Source organism: Ornithinibacillus contaminans, assembly GCF_001038425.2.
GTDB classification, from domain to species: Bacteria; Bacillota; Bacilli; order Bacillales; family Amphibacillaceae; genus Ornithinibacillus; species Ornithinibacillus contaminans.
The window spans coordinates 123,502-136,527 of sequence record NZ_LDPV02000009.1; the positions used below are offsets into that span (position 1 = coordinate 123,502).

Consider the following 13,026-nt stretch of genomic DNA (forward strand, 5'->3'; position numbering starts at 1 on the left):
ATTCAGTATCACTTTTTATCTAAATAGGAAAAAGGCTGGAGCATAAGTGTTGATGGAGATAAAATCCAAACATTCGCTGCACAGTACCCGCTCTGAGAGTATACCTCACTAAAAAAAGTGCAATGTTCGTCATTTTATCTACTCATTTTACTTATGTGCCAACCTCTTACAATTTGGGAAAAAACACATGAAAGCTTGTTCCTTTGCCTAACTCGCTTTCAACGGTAATATTTCCTTTATGAAGTTCAACAATGTGCTTGACAATGGCTAGACCAAGTCCGGTTCCACCAGTATTACGGCTCCTTGCCTTATCAACCCGATAAAACCGCTCGAAAATCCTAGTCTGTGCTTCTTTTGGTATACCGATTCCTGTGTCCTGCACGGTTAGGTGAATCTTATCCTTTTCCTCTACAACACGCAATGTTACTCGACCATGCTCAGGTGTGTAATTTATAGCATTTGCTAATAAATTTATTATAACCTGTTTAACACCATTTTGATCTGCAGTAATAGTAAGATCATTCTCTGCTTCCACTTGTAGCTCAACGCCTGATTGCTCTGCTTGATGTCTTACAATCGGTAACACTTCCTCCAGCAATAGCGAGACTTTTACCGGAACTAACGAAAGACTAGAATCTTCTTTTTCGAGCTTCGATAACGTTAATAAGTCCTCAATTAAGACTTGAAGTCGTTTGCTCTCTTCATTAATAATTCCTAGAAACTGTCTTGCGGTATCAATATCTTGGAGGTCATCATCTAATAAAGTTTCCGAAAATCCACGTATCGATGTAATTGGTGTTTTTAACTCATGTGAAACATTGGCTACAAAGTCCTTTCGCATTGCCTCTAGTTTTTTTAACTCGGTAATATCATAAAGCACTAATACCGCACCTTTTAATAGATTTCGCTCGTCGAATATTGGTGCGCCGATTACTTCAAAATACTGTTTTGTCTCATTTGCAACACTAACAGAATGCTTTACATTCTCTTCATATAAAAAGGTTTGTTGTATCGTTTTATGAATTTTTTCGTTTTCTAGGACATCGTAATATAAATAGCCAACATAATCTCTCTCCGCTTTCCCAAAAATGGACAGAAATTTTTTATTCACAAGATGGATATACCCTTTTTCATCAATTAATACTAATCCACTTTGGATATTTTCTATAACGGTTGATAACTGCTCTGCTTGCATCTTCTCATGTATCGAAAGTTCACTTAAGCTACGAGCAAGTGAATTAATTTTCATTAATAAAGCCGCCATACTTCCTGTTGCAGGATGGTACATTCGAGCACGAAAATTTCCTTTTACTAATTCATCTAGTGTATTCGTTGCTTTTTGAATAGGTTTGACATATTTATCAAACACATAATGTACAATCATCATTAAAATAATGTATTCCGTTAATAGCACAAGTACTAGAATTATATAATTGCTCATAAATTGGCTGAAAATAATACCAGTAGCTATTTCAATACATAAGATTACGATTGCATATAATAGCAACGGTTTGGATAAAAAAAACTTCACGTTGGGTCCTCCATTTTATAGCCAAGACCACGAATCGTTTTAATATAAATTGGTTTCTTTGTATTTGGCTCTATTTTCTCACGTAGGTGACTTACATGAACATCTACAATCCTAGTGTCGCCAACAAAGTCGTAATCCCATACTGCACTTAATAATTGATCTCTCGATAGTACCTTGTCTTTATGATTTGCTAGATAATATAACAGCTCAAATTCTTTTCTAGTAAACGTTAATAATTCATCATTCTTCTCTGCTTCATATCGCTCCGGGAAGATGGTCAAGTCACCAATTTTAATCGTCTTTATTTGATTGTCTACTGTGATATTAGTCCTTCTTAAAATCGCCTTTATGCGTGCGATTACTTCTTTCGGGCTAAACGGTTTTGTTAAATAATCATCTGCCCCTATTTCTAAACCAAGAACTTTATCAAATTCTTCATCTCTTGCTGTTAACATTAAAACCGGGGTATCAATTTGATTTCTTCTTAAATGCTTACAGACTTCAATTCCGTCCATTTCTGGAAGCATAAGATCCAGGATGATAAAATCATAGCTGTGTTTATCTGCTTTTCGAATTGCTTCTAATCCGTCATACGCAACATCTGTTGTGAATCCCGCTTTTTCTAAATTAAATTTTAGCAATGTTACAATTGACATCTCATCATCTACAATTAGAATTTTTTCATTCATGCAATCAATTCCCCATTTCTAATAAACTGGCAGCATAGTCTAGTTATATACTTATCTTACAACGAAACTTGTATAAAGAAAATATAAGATACCATTTGTAAAGAAAACTTTATAAAAACTGTGTGAATTTAACTATATAAAAAGCCTCACCCTGCAGCTAGCAGAATGAAGCTTTGGATTTATTATTCTAATACGTTAAGAACACTTTTAACAGATTCAGCAGACTTATCAAGCGCTGCCTTTTCCTCCGTTGTTAATTCGAGTTCAATAATTTCTTCAATGCCGTTTCCACCTAAGACAGTAGGTACTCCTAGATAAATATCATTATAACCATATTCACCTTCTAAATAGGCAATGGAAGGAAGAATGCGGCGCTGATCTTTTAGAATTGCTTCTGCCATTACGGTTAACGATGCGGCTGGAGCATAGTACGCACTGCCATTCCCTAGTAGGTTGACAATTTCACCACCACCAGTACGAGTACGTGCTACAATTGCATCTAAACGATCCTTCGATATTAATTTTTCTAACGGAATACCGCCAGCATATGAATAGCGAATAAGTGGCACCATATCATCACCATGGCCACCTAATACGAATCCTGAGACATCTTTAACGGAAACATTTAATTCTTGTGCAACAAAGGTACAGAATCGCGCAGTATCCAATACGCCAGATTGACCAATTACCCGTTCTTTTGGAAATCCTGATTCCTTATATACCGTGTAGGTCATCGCATCAACTGGATTCGTCAAGACAATAATGGTCGTGTCAGGAGAATAGCTGACTACTTCTTGTGTGACGGACTTCATTATTTTAGCGTTTGTAATTACTAAATCATCTCGGCTCATTCCCGGTTTTCTTGCTATACCTGCTGTGATAATAACTAAATCAGAATCTTTTGTATCTGCATAGCTTGATGTTCCGATAATGGTTGCATCAAATCCTTGAACTGGACTAGCCTCTAGCATATCCAATGCTTTTCCTTTCGTTGGATTTTCCATGTTAGGAATATCCACTAACACAACATCTCCAAGCTCTTTTTGTCCAAGCATGAAAGCAGTTGTTGCCCCGGTGAAGCCCGATCCGATAACGGAGATTTTTTTACGTTTGTTGCCCATTTTAAAGTCCCCCTTAACATTAGTCCATGTTCTTAATTAGTTCATCACCAAACTCAGAACATTTCACTTCTGTAGCACCATCCATTAGTCGCGCAAAATCATACGTTACCACTTTTGAAGCAATTGTTTTATCCATTGACTTCGTGATTAAATCCGCTGCTTCTCTCCAACCAAGATGTTCAAGCATCAAGACACCAGAAAGAATAACTGATGAAGGGTTAACTTTATCTAATCCAGCATATTTCGGTGCTGTACCATGAGTTGCCTCAAAAATAGCATGGCCAGTATTATAATTAATGTTAGCTCCTGGTGCAATACCAATACCACCTACTTGTGCTGCAAGCGCATCGGAGATATAGTCTCCGTTTAAGTTCATCGTTGCAACAACATCAAACTCATTTGGACGAGTTAATATTTGCTGTAAGAAGATATCTGCAATAGAGTCCTTAATGAGGATTTTACCAGCAGCTAGAGCAGTATCTTGTGCTTTATTCGCAGCATCCTTGCCCTCTTTTTCTACAATGCGGTCATATTCAGCCCATGTAAATACTTGATCACCGAACTCTTGTTCAGCAACTTCATATCCCCACGCTTTAAATGCACCTTCTGTGAATTTCATAATGTTTCCTTTGTGAACTAGCGTAACACTGCTTCTGCCTTCTGTAATAGCATACTCAATCGCAGAACGAACTAAACGCTTTGTACCTTCCTCAGATACTGGTTTAATACCAATTCCAGAAGTTTCAGGGAAACGGATTTTATGTACACCCATTTCATTCTTTAAGAAATCAATGACCTTTTTCACTTCATCTGAACCCTTTTGCCATTCAATACCTGCATAGATATCTTCTGTATTTTCACGGAAAATAACCATGTCAACATCTTCAGGTCGCTTAACAGGAGAAGGAACTCCTTCAAAATAGCGGACAGGTCGCAGGCAAGTAAATAAGTCTAGTTCTTGACGCAATGCAACGTTTAAAGAACGAATACCGCCACCAATTGGCGTTGTTAGCGGACCTTTAATTGCAATTTTGTATTCATCAATTTTGTCTAATGTATCTTGTGGTAACCATTCACCAGTCTTATCAAAAGCTTTTTGACCAGCGTATACTTCTAACCATTCAATTTTCTTCGTACCATTATAGGCTTTCTCAACTGCAGCTTCTAAAACTCGACTAGCTGCTGCCCAGATATCAGGACCAGTACCGTCTCCTTCAATAAATGGAATCACTGGTTGATTTGGAACATTTAATTTACCATTTTCTACTACAATTTTTTCGCCTTTTGCCATTGTATTATTCCTCCTAGATTCTAGTAGCTTATCATAATAATAGCCGGTTATCCGGCTATTAAAACTAACATCATTGATTTCTAGCGATTTTCGATTGGTACGTATTCTTGTGTGCTTGGTCCAACGTATTCTGCACGTGGACGAATTAATCTATTATTAGAATATTGTTCTAGTATATGAGCAATCCAACCAGAAACACGACTCATAGCAAAAATCGGTGTGAATAAATCATGATCTATTCCTAAACTATCATATACAGATGCAGAATAGAAATCAACATTCGCTGGTAATCCTTTTTCTTGCTTAATATATTCTTCAATTTGTACAGACATATTGTACCATTTTTCTTGTCCAGTGAGTGTAGTTAATTCCTTGGACATTTTTTGAAGGTGCTTAGCTCTTGGATCACCATTACGATAAACACGATGGCCCATACCCATGATTTTTTCCTTATTTGCTAGTTTTTCTTTTATATAAGGTAATGCATTTTCCTCTGTGCCAATTTCTGTTAGCATCTTCATCACGCGCTCATTTGCTCCACCATGAAGTGGACCTTTTAAGGCACCAATTGCTGCTGTGATGCCTGAATACATATCAGAAAGTGTAGCAACACAAACTCTAGCAGTGAAGGTAGACGCATTCAGTTCATGGTCTGCATGTAACACTAATGCTTTATTAATCGCTTCCACTTCAATGGCACTTGGTGTTTTACCATTTAACATATATAAAAAGTTTTCAGCGTAGCTAACGTCTTTTTTTGGTTTTATTGGGTCTTTCCCTTGTCTAATTCTTGAAAATGCCGCCACAATCGTGGAGATTTTTGCTTGAAGACGAACAGCTTTACGTCGATTTGCTTCCTCTTCCATAACGTCCGCTTCTTCATCATATAGCCCTAATAGAGAAATAGAAGTTCTAAGAGCCGCCATAGGATGCACGTTGCTTAAATCATAAGAACGCATTTGGTCCATAACTGCATCTGGAACATCCATATTATTTGCTAATTCCTTCTTAAAGGACTCTAATTCACTTTTAGTCGGTAATTTAAGATTCCATAGTAAATATACTACTTCCTCAAAACTGGAATTCTCAGCTAAATCATCAATACGATAGCCCACATAGGTTAGCTGGTCATCAATGATGGAACTAACGGACGATTGTGTTGCAACTACCCCTTCAAGACCTTTCGTTGCTGTCATAGTCAAACCCTCTCCTTTTTCTATAAAGTTCTAACATTAGGATTATTATAATGTTATTTATATTTACGACAATACCTTAGAAAAATGATAGGTTATTGCCATCCCCAACCTCAATTATAATGTATTCTTCTAGTAATGTGAAATGAAACCGTTTAAATTTCCATAAATTTTTATAGTCGGAATTCTTTAAACGCAATATTTTTCAATAATGGCACTACTGAAGTTAAAGACTTAAAGGTAGCTAGAAGCAGTCCTGAGGTTCTAATCTTCTACTGGATTGCATAACGTTATATAGGGGGCTCAGATTTTATAATAAATGGGGTTGTTCCGTTGTACAAGCTATTATTTGAACGAATACTTAGAGGTGTTATGGTTGTAGCATTAATCATCGTGGCATATTACATCATCCAATTTTCCTTTCTTTATATTTATCCATTTCTCTTGTCATTTCTATTGGCTGCATGGTTGAACCCCTCTGTCAGCTATCTCCAGAATCGATGGAAAATTCCTAGAGGGTTTGCTACTATTATTGTTATTTTAACGATCTTTCTGCTTGTTATTGGACTAATAATTTTATTGATTACTGAAATTGTACAAGGTAGTAATTATCTAGCAGAACGAATACCAGTTTATTTCGATTCATTTGTAAAAGTAGCAGAGTTAATTCTTGTTGAACATATCTTACCATTATATGAGACGCTAACCTCTTATTTTCAAGCATTGGACACGTCCCATCAGGCAACGATACTGGAAAATTTCAAACAATTTTTAGAAACTATTTCCTCATCAGTGCGTAATTTCATACAATCGTTAGTATTTCGTATCCCTTCCATTGTTGGTTTCTTTCCAGGAGCGCTAACTACTATGATTTTTATTCTGCTAGCAACGTTTATGATGACGAATGATTGGGATTATATAACGAAGCGATTAAAACGTTTTGTTCCTGAAACAGTATTATTTTATTTTGATGATTTTCGCAAAGGCATTAAACAAGGATTTTCCGGCTATGTAAAAGCACAGCTTATTTTAATCTTCATAACTGCCTTTATTATTTTAGTAGGGCTACTAATACTTGGCATCAATCACGCGTTAACTATTGCGCTAATCTCGGCAATTGTAGATTTATTGCCCTTTATCGGTACTGGTATTATCTTTGTTCCATGGATTGTTTATGCCTTTATCACTGCCAATTATTCCTTAACGATCGGAATTACTTGTTTATACATGACCGTTATTATTGTACGGCAACTAATCGAACCAAAAATCATCTCCGCTAATATCGGGATTAACCCGTTAGTCAGTTTAATGATTTTATTTATTTCGTTGCAGCTATGGGGTATTATCGGTGTAATATTCGCACCCTTTATATTAATCAGCTGTTACGTCCTATTTCGATCAGGAATTTTACTAAAAATCCTTCAGTTTATTAAAGGATAGCACTACTTACCATCTTCGAAACGTCACGACATTCGAATCAATCATCTTTTTCATGATCTTTTGTAAGAAAAGCTTCATGATGTCCCTAGTCCATGGTAATACCAAGAGAAATCCCGTTATATCGGTAATAAATCCTGGCGAAAACAAAAATACACCTCCAATAAATATGCATATTCCATCTAAAATTTCTCTTGTTGGAACCTGTCCATATTGCATTGCTTGTTGGGCACGGTTCCATGTTTGAACACCTTCCTTTTTAGCAAGGGTAACACCTATTAATCCTGTCAATAAAATTAGAAATACAACCCACCACGGTCCTATAATGCCGCCCGCCCAAATAAATACAGCGATCTCAGCAGCTGGAATAATTAAAAATGCTAAGAGCAACCATCTCATAAATTTACCTCTCCCTTTCTTAATATAGGAAAAAAGAAGGGAAAAATTTCCCTCCTTTTGTACTAGTTCTATGTTGTATGATTTTTACTTATAGAACGCCTGCATGACCTTTATAAATGTCACCCTTTGTTCCATCTATCGTAATATCTCCACCATCTTGTATCAATTCAAGCGCACGCTCTACACCAACGATTACTGGAATTCCTAGGCTTAAACCAACAACAGCAGCATGTGACGTTAATCCGCCTTCTTGTGTAATGATTCCGGCAGCTTTTTCAATGGCAGGCATCATATCACGATCCGTACCATAGGTTACGATAATGTCACCTTCATTGACTTTTTGTAATGCATCCTCAGCATTCTTTACAAGTACTGCTTTACCATAGGCGTTTTTTTTTCCGATTCCTTGGCCCTTTGCAATTACATCACCGATAATATGAACCTTCATAAGGTTTGTCGTACCAGATTCTCCGACTGGAACACCTGCAGTAATGATGACACGGTCACCACGCTTCAATAAGCCCGAATTCAAGCCACGCTCAATTGCAACATCAAGCATTTCATCGGTAGAATTCGCTTTACCACCAGTAACGGCATGAACTCCCCATACTAGTGATAGCTGACGATTAACCACTTCATTATAAGTTACCGCAACGATTGGTGCTTTTGGACGATATTTAGAAATCATTCGTGCCGTATGACCACTTTCAGTTGGTGTAATAATAGCACTTACGGAAAGATTCATTGCTGTATGTGTAACCGATTGACTGATTGCATCGGTAATTGTCATATCAACTGCTTCTGAGCGATCTTTCAAAATTGCTTGATGATCTAGTGCAGTTTCTGCTTTTAGTGCAATGTTATTCATTGTTTTTACAGACTCTACTGGATAGTTCCCGGCAGCTGTTTCACCAGAAAGCATAATCGCATCAGTACCATCAAAAATTGCGTTAGCAACGTCAGATGCTTCTGCTCTTGTTGGGCGTGGGTTACGTTGCATAGAATCTAACATTTGTGTTGCGGTAATAACTGGTTTACCAGCTGTATTACACTTGCGAATCAATGCTTTTTGTACTAATGGCACATCTTCCGCTGGGATTTCTACACCTAAATCACCACGAGCAACCATTAATCCGTCACTCACTTCTAAGATGCTATCGATGTTGTCTACACCTTCTTGGTTTTCAATCTTAGGAATGATTTGAATATGTGTAGCATCATGTTTTTCTAGTAACTCTCTTATTTCTAAAATGTCTGATGCACGACGAACAAAAGATGCAGCGATAAAATCGATACCTTGTGAAATACCAAACTCAATATCCTTTGCATCTTTATCTGTAATACCTGGTAATTTCACAGAAACGTTTGGTACGTTCACACCTTTTTTGTTTTTAATTAAACCTGAGTTAAGTGCTACCGTTTTTAATTCTTTATTAGCGTGGTCTATCTCTGTAACTTCTAGCTCAATAAGTCCATCATCTAATAAGATACGAGATCCAACATGAACATCCTCTATTAATCCAGGATAGGAAATTGAAAAACGTTCTGCAGTTCCTTCTACTTCATTCATAGCAATATAAACGGTATTACCTTGGACAAGTTCCGCTTGTCCATCTTTGAAATTATTCGTTCTAATCTCTGGACCTTTTGTATCTAATAAAATCGCAACTGTTTTACCTGTCTTTTCAGCTGCTTGTCTAATATTCTTAATACGAGCACCATGCTCCTCGAAATCACCATGGGAAAAATTCAGACGTGCTACATTCATTCCAGCTTCTATTAATTTTTCTAATGTCTCTACAGCTTCTGAAGCTGGTCCTATCGTACAAACAATTTTTGATCTTCTCATTTCCAATATCCTCCTATTACGTGAAACAACATTCCCAGAATGGTTTCTCACTCGATGTTAGTATACGAACCAATCGACCTATAGTAGTGTAACACTACGGTTCGATTTGGTCACCCTTGATGCCTTAAAGTGAAGCAATACTTGCTCATGTACAAGAATAGCAATTATATTAAATTGATAATTCCTTTGATAGCTGATACATATCCTCGTCAATGGAATGACTAAGTGCAAGCATTTCGATTATATCGTGATCCACTAGCTTATTTTTCTGAATACCAACCATTCTTCCTGCTTTTCCTTCTAGTAGTAAGTCAACCGCTTTTGCTCCTAATCGACTTGCTAGAACGCGATCATTCGCTGTCGGGGATCCACCACGTTGAATATGGCCTAGTACCGTCACACGAGTTTCTAAATTAGTTGCTTCATGGATTCTATCACCATACTCAAATCCACTTCCAACACCTTCAGCTAAAATGATGATACTATGTTTCTTCCCACGTTCATGACCTCGCTTCAAACGTGTAATTACTTCATTAAAATCATCCTGTTTTTCTGGTATTAAAATACTTTCTGCTCCGTCAGCTAAACCAGCCCATAAAGCAAGATCACCTGCATTTCTTCCCATTACTTCGATTATGTATGTACGTTCATGAGAAGTAGCAGTATCTCTAATTTTATCAATCGCTTCAATGATAGTATTAAGTGCCGTATCAAAACCAATCGTAAAGTCTGTCCCCGGGATATCGTTATCAATAGTTCCAGGCACACCAATACAAGGATAACCTTTTTCGGTTAGTTTTTGGGCGCCTTGAAAGCTTCCATCTCCACCGATAACAATTAATCCTTCAATTCCAAACTTCTTCAGTTGTTCGATACCCTTAAGTTGCCCTGCTTCTGTCTTAAATTCTTCACATCGAGCAGAGTAGAGCATCGTTCCACCACGCTGAATGATATCACCTACAGATCCAACATCCATCTTTTCAATATTTCCTTCAATTAAACCTTGGTATCCATTTTTAATTCCATATATTTCAACATCATGATAAATACACTTACGAACAACGGCACGAATAGCAGCATTCATACCTGGTGCATCGCCACCACTGGTTAAAACTCCTAGTCTTTTCATTTAACTATTCACCTCTACTTTACGTTTTCACTGTTAGTATGTACTTGATTAATTTAAATTACTACCATATCAAAATTCCAAATCAGAGATATAAGTTTTAAAAAACTGTCTACCTCCTATTACAAGATAAGGCTTCAGACCTAAAATATCAATCAAAAAGTATAAAAAAAGCAACTTATTTTTAATGTGTTTTACTTATTATTTATCTTTCCGCCTAAAAGTAAAACACATTTCAAATAAGTTATACTGTTATTAGCCTGTCTCAAAAAAATCATAGAGACAGAATCTAAAGTGTTAACGGTAGATAAAATCCGAACAATCGTGCACTTATACCCGCTCCGGGAACATACTAAGTTAGTGCATGATTCTTCTTTATACCTACTCATTGTACTTTTGACCCGGCCTCCATGAATGTTAGAGTTCTTTATAATCGCCGATTTTCTTGTACTTTTCCCATCGCTGCTCCAGTAAATCATCAGTAGACAATTGGTTTAGTTCTTCTAATGATTTTGATAGTACGTTATCGATATTCTCAGCTTGTAGCGCGAGATCACGATGAGCACCACCTTTTGGTTCTGGAATAATTTCATCGATAATGCCAAGCGTACGCAGATCATAAGACGTGATTTTCATCGATTCTGCAGCCTGCTGGGCAAGGTTGGAATCCTTCCAAAGGATAGAGGCGGCGCCCTCAGGAGAAATTACTGAGTAAGTCGAATTCTCTAGCATGTGAATTCGGTCCCCTACGCCTAGTGCAAGTGCCCCACCACTTCCACCTTCTCCAATTACAATACAAATAATTGGAACCGTAAGCCCTGCCATCTCCATTAAATTTCGGGCGATTGCCTCACTTTGTCCACGTTCTTCTGCTGCCTTACCAGGATAAGCACCCTTCGTATCAATAAAGCATATAATTGGTCGATTAAATTTCTCCGCCTGTTTCATATGACGAAGTGCTTTACGATACCCTTCTGGATGTGGCATGCCGAAATTTCTCCGGATGTTTTCTTTTGTATCCTTCCCGCGCTGATGCCCAATTACCGTCACAGGGCTTTCTTTATAATATGCGATACCCGAAACGATTGCTTCATCATCACCATAATAGCGGTCACCATGAAACTCCAGAAAATCCGTAAACAACGCTGCAATATAATCCAATGAGGTAGGTCGATCCTGATGTCTTGCCATTTGAACGCGTTGCCATGGTTTAAGATTTCCATAAATATCATCTTCAAGCACTGATAGACGCATTTCTAACGTTGCAATTTCATCGGTTAAGTCTAGTTCACTTTCATTCGTTATTTTCTTTAACTCTGCTATCTTTTCCTTTAGATTTACAATTGGTTTCTCAAAATCTAGTACTTGCTTCATTCCGGACTTCCACCCTTCTGATGCATCTTCAGTAGTGTTCCGAGAACATATGGTAAGTCATGTCGGTGTACAACTTGATCTAACTGTCCATGCTTTAATAAGAACTCCGCAGTTTGGAAGTCTTCAGGAAGTTTTTCCCGAATGGTTTGCTCAATGATTCGTCTACCCGCAAAGCCAATTAATGCCCCAGGCTCGGCAAAATTATAATCACCGAGAGAAGCAAAGCTAGCCGATACACCACCTGTTGTAGGGTGAGTCATCACGGAAATCATTAATCCGCCTGCCTTGGAAAAACGGTTGATTGCAACAGAGGTTTTGGACATTTGCATTAGACTAATAACCCCTTCTTGCATACGTGCTCCACCAGAAGCGGTGAAAATGATAAATGGTAACGATTCTATTCTGGCATTTTCAATAGCTCTCGCAATCTTTTCTCCAACAACCGAACCCATACTTCCCATTCGGAAGCTAGCATCCATGACAGCGAACGCGGTAGGTTGTCCAGCAATTGTTCCTTTACCAGTAATTATTCCCTCATTTAAGCCTGTTTTCACACGGTCTTTTTCTAGCTTTTCCTCATATCCAGGAAATTGAAGTGGATTTGAGGATATCATATTCTGATCCCATTCTGTGAACGTATCTTCATCAAATAAGCTATTAATTCTCTCCCAAGCTGTTAGCTGATGGTGATGGCCACAATTGGGACAAACATTCAAGTTATTGTTCATTTCTTTACGATAAAAGATTTTATAGCATTTATCACATTTTTTCATTAATCCTTCAGGAATATCTACTTTCGATTGCTCACTAGGTATAGAAGCATATTTCTTCTTCTTATTAAAAAGATCTTTAATCAAAATAAGTCCCCCTTTTCTTAAATCCAATCCCAACAGAAAACAAGAAGGATTCAAGATTACGTCATCTTCACAATGTAGACTTGATTCCATTACTATACAGCAAGTCTAACCAAAAAAGCTGTCATTAATAGTCGAAGAAATATAAAAATATTAGTTTAT

General features: G+C 37.3%; 11 protein-coding genes. 1 reads left to right on the top strand and 10 read right to left on the bottom strand.

Annotated elements, in window-relative coordinates:
- Window positions 1–166: 166 nt before the first annotated feature.
- The 5 genes from pnpS to citZ all read right to left on the bottom strand — a co-directional run bounded on the left by pnpS (window position 167) and on the right by citZ (window position 5,828).
- Complete coding sequence (gene pnpS, locus JF53_RS01375) at window positions 167–1,531, bottom strand: two-component system histidine kinase PnpS (RefSeq protein ID WP_047981618.1); 1,365 nt, start codon at window positions 1,529–1,531, stop codon at window positions 167–169.
- The gene (locus JF53_RS01380; protein ID WP_047981617.1) at window positions 1,528–2,220 is read right to left on the bottom strand and encodes a response regulator transcription factor; all 693 of its coding nucleotides are present in this window, start codon (window positions 2,218–2,220) and stop codon (window positions 1,528–1,530) included. The genes pnpS and JF53_RS01380 overlap by 4 nt, the downstream gene beginning before the upstream one ends.
- 182 nt (window positions 2,221–2,402) lie before the next feature.
- Window positions 2,403–3,341, bottom strand: a complete 939-nt coding sequence (mdh, locus tag JF53_RS01385; protein WP_047981616.1) for a malate dehydrogenase — start codon at window positions 3,339–3,341, stop codon at window positions 2,403–2,405.
- Window positions 3,342–3,360: 19 nt separating this feature from the next.
- The gene (gene icd / locus JF53_RS01390; protein WP_047981615.1) at window positions 3,361–4,632 is read right to left on the bottom strand and encodes an NADP-dependent isocitrate dehydrogenase; all 1,272 of its coding nucleotides are present in this window, start codon (window positions 4,630–4,632) and stop codon (window positions 3,361–3,363) included.
- 80 nt (window positions 4,633–4,712) lie between these two features.
- Window positions 4,713–5,828, bottom strand: coding sequence for a citrate synthase (gene citZ / locus JF53_RS01395; protein WP_047981614.1), 1,116 nt, complete (start codon window positions 5,826–5,828; stop codon window positions 4,713–4,715).
- 330 nt (window positions 5,829–6,158) lie between these two features.
- Between citZ and ytvI the strand changes: the two genes are divergently transcribed.
- Window positions 6,159–7,265 (top strand): sporulation integral membrane protein YtvI, encoded by a 1,107-nt coding sequence (gene ytvI / locus JF53_RS01400; RefSeq protein WP_047981613.1) that lies wholly within the window; start codon window positions 6,159–6,161, stop codon window positions 7,263–7,265.
- A gap of 6 nt (window positions 7,266–7,271) precedes the next feature.
- Here the strand turns inward: ytvI and JF53_RS01405 are convergent, their stop codons facing one another.
- From JF53_RS01405 to accD, 5 genes are all read right to left on the bottom strand, one after another.
- Complete coding sequence (locus tag JF53_RS01405) at window positions 7,272–7,661, bottom strand: FxsA family protein (protein WP_047981612.1); 390 nt, start codon at window positions 7,659–7,661, stop codon at window positions 7,272–7,274.
- 88 nt (window positions 7,662–7,749) lie between these two features.
- On the bottom strand, window positions 7,750–9,510 hold the full coding sequence (pyk, locus tag JF53_RS01410; RefSeq protein WP_047981611.1) for a pyruvate kinase: 1,761 nt from the start codon (window positions 9,508–9,510) through the stop codon (window positions 7,750–7,752).
- A gap of 169 nt (window positions 9,511–9,679) precedes the next feature.
- Window positions 9,680–10,639, bottom strand: a complete 960-nt coding sequence (pfkA, locus tag JF53_RS01415) for a 6-phosphofructokinase (RefSeq protein WP_047981610.1) — start codon at window positions 10,637–10,639, stop codon at window positions 9,680–9,682.
- A 414-nt stretch (window positions 10,640–11,053) separates the two neighbouring features.
- Window positions 11,054–12,010 carry an acetyl-CoA carboxylase carboxyl transferase subunit alpha gene (accA, locus tag JF53_RS01420; RefSeq protein ID WP_047981609.1) on the bottom strand — a complete coding sequence of 319 codons (957 nt, stop codon included), beginning with the start codon at window positions 12,008–12,010 and terminating at the stop codon, window positions 11,054–11,056.
- On the bottom strand, window positions 12,007–12,867 hold the full coding sequence (gene accD, locus JF53_RS01425) for an acetyl-CoA carboxylase, carboxyltransferase subunit beta (RefSeq protein ID WP_047981608.1): 861 nt from the start codon (window positions 12,865–12,867) through the stop codon (window positions 12,007–12,009). The genes accA and accD overlap by 4 nt, the downstream gene beginning before the upstream one ends.
- Window positions 12,868–13,026: the final 159 nt, after the last annotated feature.

Bases quoted from the DNA above. Each gene is read 5' to 3' on its own strand.
- JF53_RS01380 (WP_047981617.1), bottom strand. From the start codon at position 2,220: ATGAATGAAAAAATTCTAATTGTAGATGATGAGATGTCAATTGTAACA.
- mdh (WP_047981616.1), bottom strand. From the start codon at position 3,341: ATGGGCAACAAACGTAAAAAAATCTCCGTTATCGGATCGGGCTTCACC.
- icd (WP_047981615.1), bottom strand. From the start codon at position 4,632: ATGGCAAAAGGCGAAAAAATTGTAGTAGAAAATGGTAAATTAAATGTT.
- citZ (WP_047981614.1), bottom strand. From the start codon at position 5,828: ATGACAGCAACGAAAGGTCTTGAAGGGGTAGTTGCAACACAATCGTCC.
- JF53_RS01405 (WP_047981612.1), bottom strand. From the start codon at position 7,661: ATGAGATGGTTGCTCTTAGCATTTTTAATTATTCCAGCTGCTGAGATC.
- pyk (WP_047981611.1), bottom strand. From the start codon at position 9,510: ATGAGAAGATCAAAAATTGTTTGTACGATAGGACCAGCTTCAGAAGCT.
- pfkA (WP_047981610.1), bottom strand. From the start codon at position 10,639: ATGAAAAGACTAGGAGTTTTAACCAGTGGTGGCGATGCACCAGGTATG.
- accA (WP_047981609.1), bottom strand. From the start codon at position 12,010: ATGAAGCAAGTACTAGATTTTGAGAAACCAATTGTAAATCTAAAGGAA.